This window comes from Pseudochrobactrum algeriensis, from assembly GCF_018436245.1.
In the GTDB taxonomy this organism is placed as follows: Bacteria; Pseudomonadota; Alphaproteobacteria; order Rhizobiales; family Rhizobiaceae; genus Pseudochrobactrum; species Pseudochrobactrum saccharolyticum.
Genome location: NZ_CP075361.1, coordinates 1,925,938 through 1,941,240 on the forward strand (window position 1 = coordinate 1,925,938; position 15,303 = coordinate 1,941,240).

At 51.1% G+C, this 15,303-nt stretch carries 9 protein-coding genes and 1 pseudogene; 4 read left to right on the forward strand and 6 right to left on the reverse strand.

The genetic code is table 11. The features are described 5' to 3' along the window. Positions 1-13: 13 nt before the first annotated feature. Entirely contained in the window at positions 14-1,129 is a 1,116-nt protein-coding gene (locus tag KHQ09_RS11050; RefSeq protein ID WP_213598269.1) for a DmpA family aminopeptidase, read from the reverse strand. A gap of 1,281 nt (positions 1,130-2,410) precedes the next feature. Between KHQ09_RS11050 and uvrA the strand changes: the two genes are divergently transcribed. Further along, positions 2,411-5,332: an excinuclease ABC subunit UvrA gene (gene uvrA / locus KHQ09_RS11055; protein WP_028233792.1), complete on the forward strand. Its 2,922-nt coding sequence runs from the start codon at positions 2,411-2,413 to the stop codon at positions 5,330-5,332. An 86-nt stretch (positions 5,333-5,418) separates the two neighbouring features. Here uvrA and KHQ09_RS11060 read toward each other — a convergent pair whose 3' ends face one another. Next, positions 5,419-6,978: an NAD(P)H-hydrate dehydratase gene (locus KHQ09_RS11060; RefSeq protein WP_213598271.1), complete on the reverse strand. Its 1,560-nt coding sequence runs from the start codon at positions 6,976-6,978 to the stop codon at positions 5,419-5,421. Between the two features lie 377 nt (positions 6,979-7,355). Between KHQ09_RS11060 and KHQ09_RS11065 the strand changes: the two genes are divergently transcribed. Beyond that, complete coding sequence (locus tag KHQ09_RS11065; RefSeq protein WP_028233793.1) at positions 7,356-7,694, forward strand: P-II family nitrogen regulator; 339 nt, start codon at positions 7,356-7,358, stop codon at positions 7,692-7,694. Between the two features lie 67 nt (positions 7,695-7,761). Next, the gene (glnA, locus tag KHQ09_RS11070) at positions 7,762-9,171 is read left to right on the forward strand and encodes a type I glutamate--ammonia ligase (protein ID WP_022711540.1); all 1,410 of its coding nucleotides are present in this window, start codon (positions 7,762-7,764) and stop codon (positions 9,169-9,171) included. A 178-nt stretch (positions 9,172-9,349) separates the two neighbouring features. Here glnA and KHQ09_RS11075 read toward each other — a convergent pair whose 3' ends face one another. The 4 genes and pseudogenes from KHQ09_RS11075 to KHQ09_RS11090 all read right to left on the reverse strand — a co-directional run bounded on the left by KHQ09_RS11075 (position 9,350) and on the right by KHQ09_RS11090 (position 12,894). Further along, on the reverse strand, positions 9,350-10,150 hold the full coding sequence (locus KHQ09_RS11075; RefSeq protein ID WP_213598273.1) for an ATP12 family chaperone protein: 801 nt from the start codon (positions 10,148-10,150) through the stop codon (positions 9,350-9,352). 41 nt (positions 10,151-10,191) lie between these two features. Continuing rightward, positions 10,192-10,845 (reverse strand): HAD-IA family hydrolase, encoded by a 654-nt coding sequence (locus KHQ09_RS11080; RefSeq protein WP_116087592.1) that lies wholly within the window; start codon positions 10,843-10,845, stop codon positions 10,192-10,194. 65 nt (positions 10,846-10,910) lie between these two features. Further along, positions 10,911-11,771 (reverse strand): annotated as a pseudogene (locus KHQ09_RS11085) (DMT family transporter); the annotation flags it as partial. A gap of 139 nt (positions 11,772-11,910) precedes the next feature. Then, complete coding sequence (locus tag KHQ09_RS11090; RefSeq protein ID WP_022710968.1) at positions 11,911-12,894, reverse strand: RluA family pseudouridine synthase; 984 nt, start codon at positions 12,892-12,894, stop codon at positions 11,911-11,913. Positions 12,895-13,401: 507 nt separating this feature from the next. On the opposite strand from KHQ09_RS11090, the gene KHQ09_RS11095 reads away from it, so the two are divergent. Continuing rightward, entirely contained in the window at positions 13,402-15,198 is a 1,797-nt protein-coding gene (locus KHQ09_RS11095) for a glucan ABC transporter ATP-binding protein/ permease (RefSeq protein ID WP_022710967.1), read from the forward strand. The last annotated feature ends 105 nt before the right edge of the window (positions 15,199-15,303 follow it).

The following is a 15,303-nucleotide window of genomic DNA, read 5'->3' on the forward strand; positions in this document are numbered from 1 at the left end:
CCGGTCACAAATTTCATTCAGAGTGTCTGTTATACTTCTTCATAACTTCAACAAGCCGGTCATGCGGAAGCGCGTAGGAGATATTATCGTCACGCCCTTTCATTGTTTCCGCAGCAATCATCGCATTGATAATCGCCTCTTCGGTTGCCAAAGCAGCAGCCTGAATGAGCGGATCCATTTTATTATTGGAGACCATCTCCATTTGTGTAGTCTCCTCACGGCTGAAAGCATCCGGATTGGCCGTTGAAAACGCGATAAAAATATCGCCGCTGCCATTGGCTCCAAAACCACCGACACGACCAATGCCAACAGGCACACGACGTGCCAGCCGTTTCAATTGATGCGGCAGCAGCGGCGCATCCGTTGCCACGACAACGATAATCGAGCCGCTCTCCTCACGCGTCCATGAGGTATCCTGCATCAGCTCGGTGATTTCCTCACCGACAGGCACACCGGCAATCATCAGATCCTGCCGTCTGCCGAAATTACCCTGCACCAGCACGCCGACAGTATAGCCGCCCTCTTCTTCGCTCAGTTTACGGGAGGATGTGCCAGTGCCGCCTTTAAAATGAAACAGGTTCATACCGGTGCCACCGCCGACATTACCTTCTGCAATTCTACCGCCAGCAGCATTATCCAGCGCGGCATAGACATGTTCTTTCTTCACATGCATGCCGTTGATATCGTTCAGGATACCGTCCCATGTTTCAGCTACCACCGGCAGCAGCCAGTAAAGGTCTTTGAAATGCGGCCCCGTCAGATCATTATCAATCAGCCATGAAACTACAGAATCCCGCACCACGCCAACGCTATGCGTATTGGTGATCGCTATCGGCCCCTCAAGAAAACCGCTCTCCTCCACCCATGTTGTGCCGGTCATCTCGCCATTACCGTTGAGAGAATACCAGCCGGAGAACACCGGATTGAATGTCTTACCCCGTGGCAGAATGGCCGTAACGCCGGTGCGTGCAGGGCCTTTACCGGTCTCTAACTTGCCCTCACCCTCGATAATCGTCGAATAACCAACCGTCACGCCTTCAACATCAGTAATGGCATTATTCGGGCCGGTTGTGCCTGTAAACGGAATACCGAGATCACGCGCGCGCGGTTTATGCGATGTGCTTGTCATTAAAATTATTTCCATATTCTGCAATCAAAACAATTCCGCCAGAAGCAGGAGCCGCCGCTGTCGCAAACTGTCTTCAGGCAAAAACACAGCGTCTTTGCCCTGATTTTTGAGAACCCTCCGTGGCGGTATGTCGTCATGCTCCCCGATACCACCACCGGCATATAAGCACCGCAAATTTACCCGCGCAATTGCTTTCACCCGCCGTTACCGGCGGGTTTATGTCATAATCACTATGTCGGGGGAGAAGATTAATAAGGGAAGAGGCACATCTGCCTCGGCAATAAGTTTATACAACATACAAAAATGCCCTGCCGCTCACTTATTTTGGCGCGCAGGGCTTTTGATTGGGGTTCATCCCATTTTGTCGGTAGTCATTCGCCGACAAGCTTTCAGAAAGCTGCCCTGAAGGCAGGTTATCTGCAGAAATGATAAATTGTTGCTCTTTCGATAAAACCACACTTCAACTTTCATTTGTGACAGTCTGGCTCTGAACCGCAGATATAGCATTCAGCTATAATTTTCAGAACCTTACCACTTTCAGCAAATCCTATATTCTGCGATTTGCTGCCGAAGCACACAGACCGGTGAATATAGTCATTGATCTTTCTATGCATACTATCTTCACAGATAGTCCTTACAGAAATCCGGTAGTTTCAGAAAAAACATTATTTTTCGACGATACAATATCGTCATGCATGGTCAGGTGGACTCATCCTTATATTCCTCCTGTTTCGCGCGGAACAGTATAAGTTCCTGTCTGGGCTTTCGCCCGTCTTCAGCTGTTCGGGACTTTACATCCCTTTCCTCCGCTGATGCTGAAGACAATTTCAGTGTGCTCTCAGGACAGCGCATCGTCAACTGATAGGTTTTCACATTATATTACATCGTCATTTGATGAACTTAGAGCATTTCACAGTCAAGTTGGATCAACTTGACGCCCGTGACAATGCGACCAAATAAAGAATCTAGAGCGAGTGCTATGATCCAATCTGGACGTAAACCGCTCTAGACAAGAAATTCTGCTTTGCTGCGATTACAACCAAAATCTGACTGGACTTAAGTTCATATTTTGTTCTATAACCTTTTGCAAAATTGCGGGAGAGCGGCTGGACTGTCATCGGTGCAGCGCGGTTCCGCAAAACAGAGTACAAATCCGGTCAATATTGAGTTTAAGCAGAGCGCACCTATATAAATGTCTGAGTTTTGGCTGAGACATTGTAAATCCTGCCATTCTCCTGTTTCCGGCCAAATTGTTACGCACCAACCGCAGGCACAATGCTGATGAGCGATCAAAAATTTATTTCCATTCGCGGCGCCCGCGAACATAATCTGAAAAATATTGATATTGATCTGCCGCGCGACAAGCTGATTGTCATGACCGGTCTGTCCGGTTCCGGTAAATCATCGCTCGCTTTCGACACGATTTATGCGGAAGGTCAGCGCCGTTATGTCGAGAGTCTTTCAGCCTATGCGCGCCAGTTTCTGGAAATGATGCAAAAGCCGGATGTTGACCAGATTGACGGTCTGTCACCGGCTATTTCCATTGAACAGAAAACCACCAGCCGCAACCCGCGCTCAACGGTCGGTACTGTCACCGAGATTTACGATTATCTGCGCCTGCTCTATGCGCGCGTTGGCGTACCTTACTCCCCTGCCACAGGCCTGCCGATTGAAAGCCAGACAGTCAGCCAGATGGTTGACCGTGTGATGGCTTTTGAAGAAGGCACCCGCCTCTATATCATGGCGCCGATTGTACGCGGCCGTAAGGGGGAATACCGCAAAGAGCTCGCTGAGCTGCAGAAAAAAGGCTTCCAGCGCGTCAAAATTGACGGTGTTTTCTATGAAATCGCCGATGCACCGGCACTGGATAAAAAATACAAGCACGACATTGATGTGGTGGTTGACCGCGTTGTGGTGCGTCCTGATCTGGCTTCCCGCCTAGCCGACAGTCTGGAAACCTGTCTGCAACTGGCTGAAGGTCTGGCGATTGCAGAATTTGCGGATAAGCCGCTGCCACCAGAAGAAACCGCAGCAGACAGCGCCAATAAATCCAAAAACGACACCCATGAGCGCGTGCTGTTCTCCGAGAAGTTTGCCTGCCCTGTCTCCGGTTTTACCATTGCCGAGATTGAGCCGCGCCTGTTCTCCTTCAACAATCCGTTTGGTGCCTGCCCGACCTGTGACGGTCTTGGTTCACAGCAGGCCATTGATCCGAACCTGATTGTGCCGGATGAAACCCTGCGCATGAAAGACGGTGCAATCGCACCTTGGGCAAAATCCTCTTCGCCTTATTACAATCAGACTTTGGAAGCACTGGGTAAAGCCTATGGTTTCAAGCTGACAGATAAGTGGCAGGATTTGAGCGAAGATGCCCAAAAGGCTGTGCTTCATGGTACCAAAGGTAAAGAAATTACCTTTGTTTATAAGGACGGCTCACGCTCTTACGAAACCACCAAGACATTTGAAGGTGTTATTCCTAATCTGCAGCGCCGCTGGAAGGAAACCGATTCCAACTGGTCGCGTGAAGAGATTGAACGCTATATGTCTGCCACACCTTGCCCTTCCTGTGCAGGCTATCGCCTGAAACCGGAAGCACTGGCGGTTAAAGTCGGCATGATGCATATCGGCCAGCTGACAGAAATGTCGATCCGCAATGCAGACCAGTGGTTCAGCACAATCGACCAGCAGTTCAATGACAAGCAGAACGAAATTGCCGCACGTATTCTGAAAGAAATCCGCGAGCGTCTGCGCTTCCTCAATGATGTAGGGCTGGATTATCTGTCACTGTCGCGTAATTCCGGCACGCTTTCCGGCGGTGAAAGCCAGCGTATCCGTCTGGCTTCGCAGATCGGCTCCGGCCTGACCGGCGTTCTCTATGTGCTGGATGAACCATCCATTGGTTTGCATCAGCGCGACAATGCACGTCTGCTCGACACGCTGCGTCATCTGCGTGATCTCGGCAATACCGTAATTGTGGTTGAGCATGATGAGGATGCCATCCTCACAGCCGATTATGTCGTTGATATTGGTCCGGCAGCCGGTGTTCATGGTGGTCAGATTATTGCTAAGGGTACACCGTCCGAAGTGATAAACAATCCAAATTCTATCACCGGCAAATATCTGTCCGGTGCTATGCAGGTTATGGTTCCGGCAGAACGCCGTAAAATCACTAAATCCAAACGCATTAAAGTTGTTGGTGCCCGCGCCAATAATCTGAAGAACGTAACCGGTGAAATTCCGCTCGGTACCTTTACCGCAGTAACCGGCGTATCCGGTGGCGGTAAGTCCACCTTCCTGATCGAAACCCTGTATAAAGCTGCTTCACGTAAAATTATGGGCTCCCGCGAGCATCCGGCCGAACACGACCGGATTGAAGGTCTGGAACTGCTGGATAAGGTGATCGATATCGATCAGTCACCAATCGGCCGTACGCCGCGTTCCAATCCGGCAACTTATACCGGTGCCTTCACACCAATCCGCGACTGGTTTGCCGGTCTGCCGGAAGCAAAAGCACGCGGCTATCAGCCTGGCCGCTTCTCATTCAACGTCAAAGGCGGACGCTGTGAAGCCTGTCAGGGTGACGGTGTCATCAAGATCGAAATGCACTTCCTGCCTGATGTTTACGTGACTTGTGATGTTTGTAACGGCAAACGCTACAACCGTGAAACACTGGAAGTTCTTTTTAAAGGCAAGAGCATCGCCGATGTTCTTGATATGACGGTTGAAGAAGGTGTGGAATTCTTCGCTGCGGTGCCAAGCATCCGCGACAAGATGGAAACGCTGAACCGCGTTGGCCTTGGCTATATCAAAATCGGCCAGCAGGCGACCACGCTCTCCGGCGGTGAAGCCCAGCGTGTTAAACTCGCCAAAGAACTATCTCGCCGTGCAACCGGCAAGACGCTGTATATTCTTGATGAACCAACCACCGGCCTGCATTTCCATGACGTTGCCAAACTGCTGGAAGTGCTGCACGAGCTTGTTGATCAGGGCAATACGGTTGCTGTTATCGAGCATAATCTCGAAGTCATCAAAACCGCTGACTGGGTATTGGATCTGGGCCCTGAAGGCGGTGACGGCGGTGGTGAGATTGTGGCCGTCGGTCGTCCGGAAGATATCGTCGCCGAACCGCGTTCTTATACCGGCCACTTCCTGAAGGAACTGCTGGAACGTCGCCCTGACGGCAAAACACTCGCAGCTGAATAAATAAAAACGCCGCCTGATAAAACAGGCGGCGTTTTTATTAAATGATACGGGAACGAAAATCAGCTCTGTGGTCGGGTTTCCTTATCTCAGTGCTTTGCATTTTTCAGGGATATGCTGTCATTTGAGAGCAAACCATTTTTCGCAAGTCGTGCCCATACTTTTACAATCAGGTCAGGCATATCTTCGGCGATTAAACCGACCGGCGCTTCCTCAGCAAAACAATTTGCAGTTTCCGCATGTATCCACACCGCCGTACAGGAAGCTTCAAAGGCTGGCATACCCTGCGCACATAGCCCCGCAATAATACCGGTCAGCACATCACCGGAACCGGCAGTTGCCAGTAATGCCGTCCCGTTACTATTAATTGCAGCACGACCATCTGGCGCGGCGATCACCGTATCCGCCCCCTTATAAATCACCACACTATGGCTGAGCTGAGCAGCCTGTCGCGCTTTCTCAACTTTACTCTGACTATCCGTAACCAATTCGCCGAATAACCGCTGAAACTCTCCCTCATGCGGTGTCAACACCAGCGAACAGCCTGATCGTTCTGCGGCAGCAAACAGTATTTGCGGCTGATCTTTAAATGCTGTGATGCCATCAGCATCCAGAACCAGTGTTTTCAAACCGACTCCATCTGCACTATCCGCCATTAATGCACAGACCAGCTCCCGCGCCCTTGGCAGATCACCAAAGGCAGGCCCCAGAACCGCAGTTTTGACTTTTCTTGTTCTGATAAAATTCAGAACATCAACAGTTTCACCTAACGGATACAGCATTGTGCCCGTCAGATGTGCGGCATGAACAGGTAATGCATCCGGCGGTGCAATCATTGTCACCAGCCCCGCCCCCGTGCGCGCAGCTGCAGAAGCACTCAGACGTGCAGCACCGGTGGACATCATCCCGCCGGAAAACACCCCGACATGGCCACGTGTGAATTTATGGGCATTGATCTGTGCAGCAGGCAGAACATCACGCCAGAGCTCCGGCAGATTTTCATAAAGCCTGACCGGTATTGTTTCGAATACCGTATCTTCAATGCTGATATCGCGGACATGCACTTCACCGCATAACTCACGTCCCGGCTGCAATAAATGTCCGGGCTTCTTACGAAAAAACGTAACAGTGTGCTGCGCCTGCACAGCCACACCCTTAACCTGCCCGTCCAGCCCGGATATACCGCTTGGCAGATCAATGGCACAGACAGATACACCGGACATGTTCAGCTTTGTGATACAAGTTGCAAGCTCCCCGCTTACATCGCGCACCAATCCCGCACCGAGCAGAGCGTCCACAACCAGCGGATAATCCTCGGGTACAAAATGATGAAGCGGCAGAACCTGTCCGCCTGAAGACACATAGTCAGCATAGGCAAGAGCAGCATCACTGTCCGTTTTGGGTTGTTCCGTATAAAAGCAAGCCACAGATATGCCCGCCGCCCTCAACAGCTTTGCGACGACATAACCATCGCCGCCATTACTACCGGAACCACAGAGCACAGCGACAGAACGGGCATCTGGCCAAAATCTTACAATCTCAGCAAATACCGCCTGTCCGGCGCGCTGCATCAGACTATAACCTGCAATACCACCCGCAATGGTAATCCGGTCAGCCTGCCCCATCTCTTCTGGCGTCAATAATTCCATATCAGGCTCCTGCGAGAATGCTTACTGCTTCACACATGCTTATTTAGAACGCAAAATGCCTAAATTTTAGGCAATTCAAATCCGGCAATCATATTTATCACTGCCATTTTTTCATGCAAAGGCAACAGAGATACAGCCTTGCCAGAAATTTCTGCCCATTCTTTGCCGCGTGTGAATTTCACCATTCGGCACAATTTAAAAATAAATCAAATATTTCAACAAGCTGCATCAATAACTGCCAATTAAAATTCTGCCTGCCCATAAAAAATTATAAAATTTTACCCGTCAGATTATAAATTCGCAGATTTTGGCATGATTTATGCTTATGATATTTCAAGGCCATGTAAGGCTCAGAAATAAACGGAGGCAGCATTCTGATGAAAAAAATCGAAGCTATCATTAAGCCTTTCAAACTTGATGAAGTCAAAGAAGCACTTCAGGACGTCGGCCTGCAAGGTATCACCGTTCTGGAAGCCAAGGGTTTCGGCCGTCAAAAAGGCCACACCGAACTGTATCGCGGCGCGGAATATGTTGTCGATTTTCTGCCAAAGGTAAAAATCGAAGTCGTGCTTGCCGATGATGCAGTCGATGCCGCGGTAGAAGCCATCCGCAAAGCCGCACAAACCGGCCGTATCGGCGATGGTAAAATCTTTATCTCCAGCGTTGAAGAAGTGATCCGCATCCGTACCGGCGAAACCGGCCCTGATGCTATCTGATATGTAAGTCACCGGTTTTTCCGGACAAAATTTTCTCAGTTTAACGTCGTTCAATAGGAAAATGCATATGACGACCGCCCATGACATTCTGAAACTGATCTCTGACAACGACGTAAAATTCGTTGACCTGCGTTTTACTGACCCTAAAGGCAAGCTGCACCATGTGACTATGGATGTGGGTATGGTTGATGAAGACATGTTCACCGACGGCGTTATGTTCGACGCCTCCTCCATCGGCGGCTGGAAAGCCATCAATGAATCCGACATGGTTCTGATGCCGGATCCGGCTTCCGCGCACATGGATCCGTTCTTTGCAGCGTCCACTCTGGTTCTGCTTTGCGATATTCTCGATCCTGTTACCGGCGAAAACTACAACCGCGATCCGCGCGGCACTGCCAAGAAAGCAGAAGCCTATGTGAAATCGCTTGGCATCGGCGACACTGTTTTCATCGGCCCGGAAGCTGAATTCTTCATCTTCGATGATGTGAAATACAAAAACGATCCTTACAACACCGGTTTCAAGCTGGATTCCAGTGAACTGCCATCAAATGATGACACCGATTACGAAACCGGCAATATGGGTCACCGTCCGCGCGTTAAAGGCGGCTATTTCCCTGTTCCGCCAATCGACAGCTGTCAGGATATGCGCTCGGAAATGCTCACAGTTCTGTCCGAAATGGGCGTAACCGTTGAAAAGCATCACCATGAAGTTGCAGCCGCTCAGCACGAACTCGGTGTGAAGTTCGACACGCTCGTCGCTAATGCCGACAAGATGCAGCTCTTCAAATATGTGGTTCACCAGACTGCAAATGCCTATGGCAAGACTGCAACCTTCATGCCGAAGCCGATCTTCGGTGACAATGGCTCGGGCATGCATGTTCACGTATCCATCTGGAAAGATGGCAAGCCGACTTTCGCCGGCAATGAATATGCCGGTCTGTCAGAAAGCTGCCTGTTCTTCATCGGCGGCGTGATCAAACATGCCAAAGCACTGAATGCCTTCACCAACCCGTCGACCAACTCTTATAAGCGTCTGGTTCCGGGCTATGAAGCGCCTGTTCTGCTGGCCTATTCCGCCCGCAACCGTTCAGCTTCCTGCCGCATTCCATTTGGCAACTCGCCAAAATCAAAGCGTCTGGAAGTCCGCTTCCCTGATCCGACAGCAAACCCTTACTATTGCTTTGCTGCCATTCTGATGGCTGGTCTTGACGGTATCAAGAACAAGATCCATCCGGGACAGGCAATGGATAAAGATCTTTATGATCTGCCAGCTAAAGAACTGAAAAAAATTCCTACCGTTTGCGGTTCTCTGCGTGAAGCCCTCCAGAGCCTCGACAAAGACCGCGCCTTCCTCAAAGCTGGCGACGTGTTCAGCGACGACCAGATCGACAGCTTCATTGAACTGAAAATGCAGGAAGTCATGCGCTTTGAAATGGCTCCGCATCCGGTTGAATTCGATATGTATTACTCCTGCTGATACATCCTCCCGAAACAAGAAACCCCGCCACTGGCGGGGTTTTTTATTTACCTGATAATCAATGAATCTAATTGACAGGCGATCCATGTAAGACTTTGATTATTTTACATTTATCGATATAAAAAAGCCGCGACAGACAAACCGGCGCGGCTTAAATTCATATCAATTTCAGCATTGATTAGAGTGCACGCACCAGCGCATCAGCTGCACGGATTTCACGCTCCCGCCATGCACGGCGCGCCTGCGCTTCTTCATCCTCACCCCATTGTTCAATCGTCCAGTCTTCATCGACATGAGCGACTTTCCATGCCGTATCCACATCAATGGCACCTTTAAACAATGCCAGACCGGTGATTGCCGAGCCACAAAGTGTGGTCATAACATGCAGAGCAGCCAGCGCAACAGGATCAGAAACCATACGCAGATGTGCACCGAAGGCAGCCAGCGCCTCACGTGGCTGCGCCACATGCATCAGGCCTTCTGTAACCTCGAAATTCGCACCGAGTGTCGCGGCCCAATCAAGCAGCGGATCCCAATGTTCACGCTGGCGGTCAACCAGTTCTTTCGGACTGTCTGCGCGATAGCACAGCAGATCAGTACCGGCGAAGCGCAGAATTTCCTCCAGCACCGCCTGCGTTTCCGCAGCAACACCATCAATCGCCGTATTGACCAGACGGGTTGCAGGCATATCTGCCGGATTAATATGCGTATCCTGACGGGCAAATTCTTCTGCCACGATCTGCGCAGCGGCTTGCGTTGGCAGAACCAGCTTGTTACGCAGCGGCGTATTGACCAACTTGCCATCCAGCAATATGGCAAAACCGCCAGCTTCATAGGCGCCGACAGTCACGTCCTTATAGAAACGCTTCGGCAATGGCGTCAGCATCTGCTTTTGTGCGCGGATAACCGGATCAGGATCAGACAGCATCGCCTCGTGATCGAGCCGTGCCTGTTCGATATCTTCAAGAATATTGCGCATTTTATTTCCTAAATATTTCGGTTCAGAATCTCACCACGCCTTCAGCGGGCAAGCTGACCCAACAAATCCGACGGATGATGCAATATAGTTGCGGCACCCGCTTCACTTAATCTGCCCGGCTTATGATAGCCCCAATTTACACCGATTGCTGTGGCTCCGGCACTGCCTGCCATCATCATATCGTAAGTCGTATCACCGATTACAAAGGTCTGCGACACATCGCAACCCGTCTCATGGCAACATTCCAGCACCATTGCCGGATGCGGCTTGGACGGACAATCATCTGCGCAGCGGGATACAAGAAAATTCCGGTCGAAACCATGGCGCTCCATCACCGAGATCACGCCACGGCGGGATTTTCCTGTCACCATGCCCAACAGAATATCATCCTGCTGCGCCAGAGCATCAATCAATTCGGCAATACCGTCATAAAGCGGCTCGTCAAAATCATGTTCGAGCCGGATTTTACGAAATTGCTGCTTATATTGCTCGGTCAGATGCTCAACCTCAGCGCCCATAGGAATACCGGAAATCTGCGAAATCGCCAGATTGAGGGTCAGACCGATAATTTCCTGTGTCTCGCTCAGTTCCGGAACGCGCAGACCTGCATTGGCAAAGGTCTCAGCCATACAACGATGAATAACGCCGCCGCTATTCACCAGCGTTCCGTCACAATCAAACAGCACCAGTTTCATAGTGAGGCTTTTTCCTGCATAGTTTTCGCCAAATCCGTATCAAATTGCTGCGCTGCTTTGCGCACAGCAATACGTTGCGCATAATTGGCAATAAATAATCCGCCTGCGATCAGACCAAGCGCTGCAAATAGCTTCCAGCTCATAGGCTCGCCCAGCACCAATCCGCTCAGCATCACACCGAAGGCAGGGATCAACAATGCGAAATTTGACAGGGCTGAAGCAGGATAACGGCGGATCATCCAGAACCACAGCGGATAGGTAAAGGCGACAATAAAGGCCGACTGAAACACAAAAGCCGCATAGGTCAGCATGGTCGGATCACGAACCGCATCCCCCAGCATCGGCGCAAAAGGTAAAGGTACAATCGCCGCAATAAGCAGCTGATAGAGCAAGGTTTTTTCCGGTGCAGCATCGCTCAGCGGTGTCTTCTTGATAACCAGTGTCGTCGCCGCCCAGAACACGCTGGAGATCAGACAGAGAATATCGCCGTAAATGGCATTCTCGCCGGGCATCGACAATTCGTCTGAGAGAACCAGCACCACACCGCCAAAGGCAACAATCATACCGACGACGGTGAGTACCCGCATCCGCTCGCCCAACAGGAAATGCGCACCGATTGCCACCCAGAACGGCATAGTATTCATCATCAGCGTGGAGCGTCCGGCACTGGTAAAATCCAGCCCCGCAAAAATCAGAACAAATTCCAGACCGAACAACAGCCCGATCACCAGACCGGGAATAAGCGTTTTGTCTTTTTCAAACAGGGCAATACCGCGAAAACGGCACCAGAGAAAAACGAGAAAGCCGCCAACGAAAGAGCGCGCAGCCGCCATATACATCGGGTTGAAGCCCTGATTGCCGATTTTGATGGCAACCTGATTCATCCCCCAGCTGACGCAGATAAACAGCATCAGCGCCACGCCCATTGTATCTATCGTCGCGCGGCGCTCATAACCTGTCACCAGCCGTCCTGTTGCCGACGCCGTGCTCCCTGCTGCCCTGCCCATTTCATCCCCGCTTCAAACACATTCCGGCCTGTTATGCGGCGGAACATACAATCAACTATCAGTCCTGTTCCGCATCTGCATCGAAACCAAGCAGGTTCCATGACTGCACCATATGCGGCGGCAATGGCGCAGAAACATCAATCATACCGCCACCCGGATTAGGAATGCGGATACGGCGCGCATGAAGATGCAAACGATTCTGCACACCGCCCGGGAAATCCCAGTTGATATCAGCTTCAAAATATTTCGGATCGCCGATAATCGGATGACCAAGATACTGCGCATGTACGCGCAACTGGTGGGTACGGCCGGTATAAGGCTCCATTTCCAGCCAGGACAGGTTCTGACCGGCTGTTTCCAGCACACGGTAGAAAGAGACGGCGTGATCGGAATCCGGTTCACCATGCTGGCAAACGCGCATACGGTCACCATCCGGCGTGCTGTCTTTTACCAGCCATGTGGAGATTTTGTTCTCGCGCTTGCGCGGTACGCCCTTCACCAGAGCCCAATAGGTTTTCTTGGTGTCGCGCTCACGGAAAGCCTTGGTCAGCGCCTGTGCGGCACCACGGGTTTTCGCCACGACCAGAACGCCCGATGTGTCACGGTCAAGACGGTGCACCAGACGCGGCTTTTCGCCCTTTTTATTGCGCCATGCTTCCAGCATCGAATCGACACTGCGCACCACACCGGAACCGCCCTGCACGGCCAGACCGGATGGTTTATTGAACACATAAACCTTCTCATTCTCAAAAATCAGCATTTTCTTGAGAACATCGCCATCACCCTGATTGCGGATGGTCTTGCCGGTCAGCGGTGTATTATCTTCTTTTTCATCGAGACCCAGCGGCGGAACACGCACGGACTGCCCTGCCTGCAAACGGCTGTCCGCTTTCACCCGCCCGCCATCCACGCGGATCTGGCCGGAGCGCAGCAGCTTTTGCAAATGCCCGAAGCCCAAGCCCGGAAAATGCACTTTGAACCAGCGATCAAGGCGCATGCCTGTTTCGTCTGCATCTACAGTTTTAAGTTCTACGCCAGCCATATTCTGTTTATTCCGCTAAAATTCGGGGCACAATCACGGCGACAAATGCAATGTCTTCCGTGCAGCCAATATACTCTGAAATATGCTCCTAGAGCATTTCGCAGCCAAATGGAAACATTAGATGACACAGGAACTGTTCAGAACATGTTTTCTGCACGGACTCATGCTTAAAGGCGACCTGTCCCCGTCTGTAACCGTAAAGCGTAAAAACACTTAAGAATAAGCTCTCTGGCACCGGATTCTCACCGAATATTTAAATCCATTAAACTTTCTGAACACTCTATAAAATCATGCAATTTCAGCAGGTTACATAAAACTATCACAGCAGGTTACAATCCGTTGTAATTTATGGTCGGTTTCGCACTTAAATTGCCACTTATGAACACCAATTTCCATTGCAGTTTCAGGCAATCAGGATCATGGTCCCGCTGCCGCTAAACATTTGTTTTTCTGACCGCAATCTGACTGGCGGATATAATTCGGTCAGACATTATACCGGAGTGGCCCGTGTCTATTGTGCGCGTTTACTGGAGATCCCTGCAATATCTCTCAGCCGAGAGAACAGCGACAGCGCTTATCGTGCTGGCGAATATTGCGCTTGGCGTGATCACCATTTTTGAACCTGTGCTGTTCGGTCGGGTCATTGATGCGATTTCGCAAAAGACCGTGATTATACCGACCCTCGCTCTGTGGGCAGGTCTCGGTGTGTTCAACATTATCGCTGTGGTGCTGGTTGCACGCGGCGCTGACCGGCTGGCGCATAAGCGCCGTCTCGGCGTTCTGACCAAATCTTACGAAGGCATCATCACCATGCCGCTGGCATGGCACCAGCAACGCGGTACATCCAATGCATTGCACACGCTGATCCGTGCAACAGATACGCTGTTCACGCTGTGGCTGGAATTCATGCGCAACCACCTTACCACCATTGTGGCGCTGGCTGTGCTGATCCCGACCGCGCTCAGCATGGATGCGCGCCTGACACTGGTACTGATGGTTCTTGGTGCGATTTATGTAATGATCGGCCAGCTGGTTATTCAGAAAACCAAAGATGGTCAGGCTGCTGTTGAGCGCCACCATCACAAAGTGTTTGAACATATCAGCGATACAATCAGCAATATTTCCGTGTTGCAGAGCTATAACCGCATCAATGCGGAAGCCTCTGCCTTGCGCGATTACGCGGCAACTCTGGAGAAAACCCAGCGTCCGGTGCTGAACTGGTGGGCACTGGCCAGCGGTCTGAACCGTATGGCTTCCACCATTTCCATGGTGATCGTGCTGCTGATCGGCGCCTATCTGGTATCGAAAGGCCAGCTGCGCGTCGGTGAAGTGATTACCTTTATCGGTTTTGCCCAGCTGATGATCGGCCGTCTCGACCAGATCAGCAACTTCATCAACCAAACCGCCTCTTCACGCGCAAAACTCGAAGAATTCTTCGCGATGGAAGATGCTGTGGCTGTACATGAAGAGCCACAAGCTGCCAATGATCTGAAAAATGTGCAGGGTGAAGTTGTCTTCGACAAAGTGACCTATGAATTCCGCAATTCCGGTCAGGGCGTCTATGATATTTCCTTTACCGCCAAGGCTGGCCAGACTGTGGCGATTGTCGGCCCGACAGGTGCGGGTAAAACCACACTGATTAATCTGCTGCAGCGTGTTTATGATCCTGTGGCCGGTCATATCAGCATTGACGGCACAGATACCCGCAATGTCAGCCGTTCATCGCTGCGCAAAGCCATGGCAACCGTGTTTCAGGATGCCGGTATGTTCAACCGCTCGATTGAGGATAATATCCGCATCGGTGCGGAAGGCGCGACCAATGAAGAAGTGCATGCCGCTGCTAAAGCCGCTGCTGCCCATGAATTCATTCTCGCAAAAAGCGAAGGCTATGACACAGTTGCCGGTGAGCGCGGCTCGCAGCTTTCCGGTGGTGAGCGTCAGCGTCTGGCGATTGCCCGTGCTATCCTCAAAGATGCACCAATTCTGGTGCTTGATGAGGCTACTTCTGCGCTCGACGTGGAAACCGAAGGCATGGTCAAACAGGCTATTGATGATCTGAGCTCTGACCGCACAACCTTCATCATCGCGCACCGTCTCTCGACTGTCCGCAATGCCGATCTGGTGCTGTTCCTTGATAAAGGCCACATCATTGAAAGCGGCAGCTTCAATGAGCTGGCAGCCAAAGGCGGTCGTTTCGCCTCTCTGCTGCGTGCAGGCGGCCTGATGGCTGAAGAAGCAGACCTGACAAATGACATTGATGAAAACAGCAATGTCACACGTTTCCCGTCAAAAGCTTCTGCATAAAGCACGTCAGAATCTAAATACAAGGAAACCCGGCTTGAGCATTTTACAGCTAAATATTTATTTAGCGTCGTACAAATGCGGCTCAAAAAAGGGTTAGAGCGGTGT

Excerpts from the sequence above, each read along its gene's own strand:
- KHQ09_RS11050 (WP_213598269.1), bottom strand. The coding sequence starts at position 1,129 with ATGACAAGCACATCGCATAAACCGCGCGCGCGTGATCTCGGTATTCCG.
- uvrA (WP_028233792.1), top strand. The coding sequence starts at position 2,411 with ATGAGCGATCAAAAATTTATTTCCATTCGCGGCGCCCGCGAACATAAT.
- KHQ09_RS11060 (WP_213598271.1), bottom strand. The coding sequence starts at position 6,978 with ATGGAATTATTGACGCCAGAAGAGATGGGGCAGGCTGACCGGATTACC.
- KHQ09_RS11065 (WP_028233793.1), top strand. The coding sequence starts at position 7,356 with ATGAAAAAAATCGAAGCTATCATTAAGCCTTTCAAACTTGATGAAGTC.
- glnA (WP_022711540.1), top strand. The coding sequence starts at position 7,762 with ATGACGACCGCCCATGACATTCTGAAACTGATCTCTGACAACGACGTA.
- KHQ09_RS11075 (WP_213598273.1), bottom strand. The coding sequence starts at position 10,150 with ATGCGCAATATTCTTGAAGATATCGAACAGGCACGGCTCGATCACGAG.
- KHQ09_RS11080 (WP_116087592.1), bottom strand. The coding sequence starts at position 10,845 with ATGAAACTGGTGCTGTTTGATTGTGACGGAACGCTGGTGAATAGCGGC.
- KHQ09_RS11090 (WP_022710968.1), bottom strand. The coding sequence starts at position 12,894 with ATGGCTGGCGTAGAACTTAAAACTGTAGATGCAGACGAAACAGGCATG.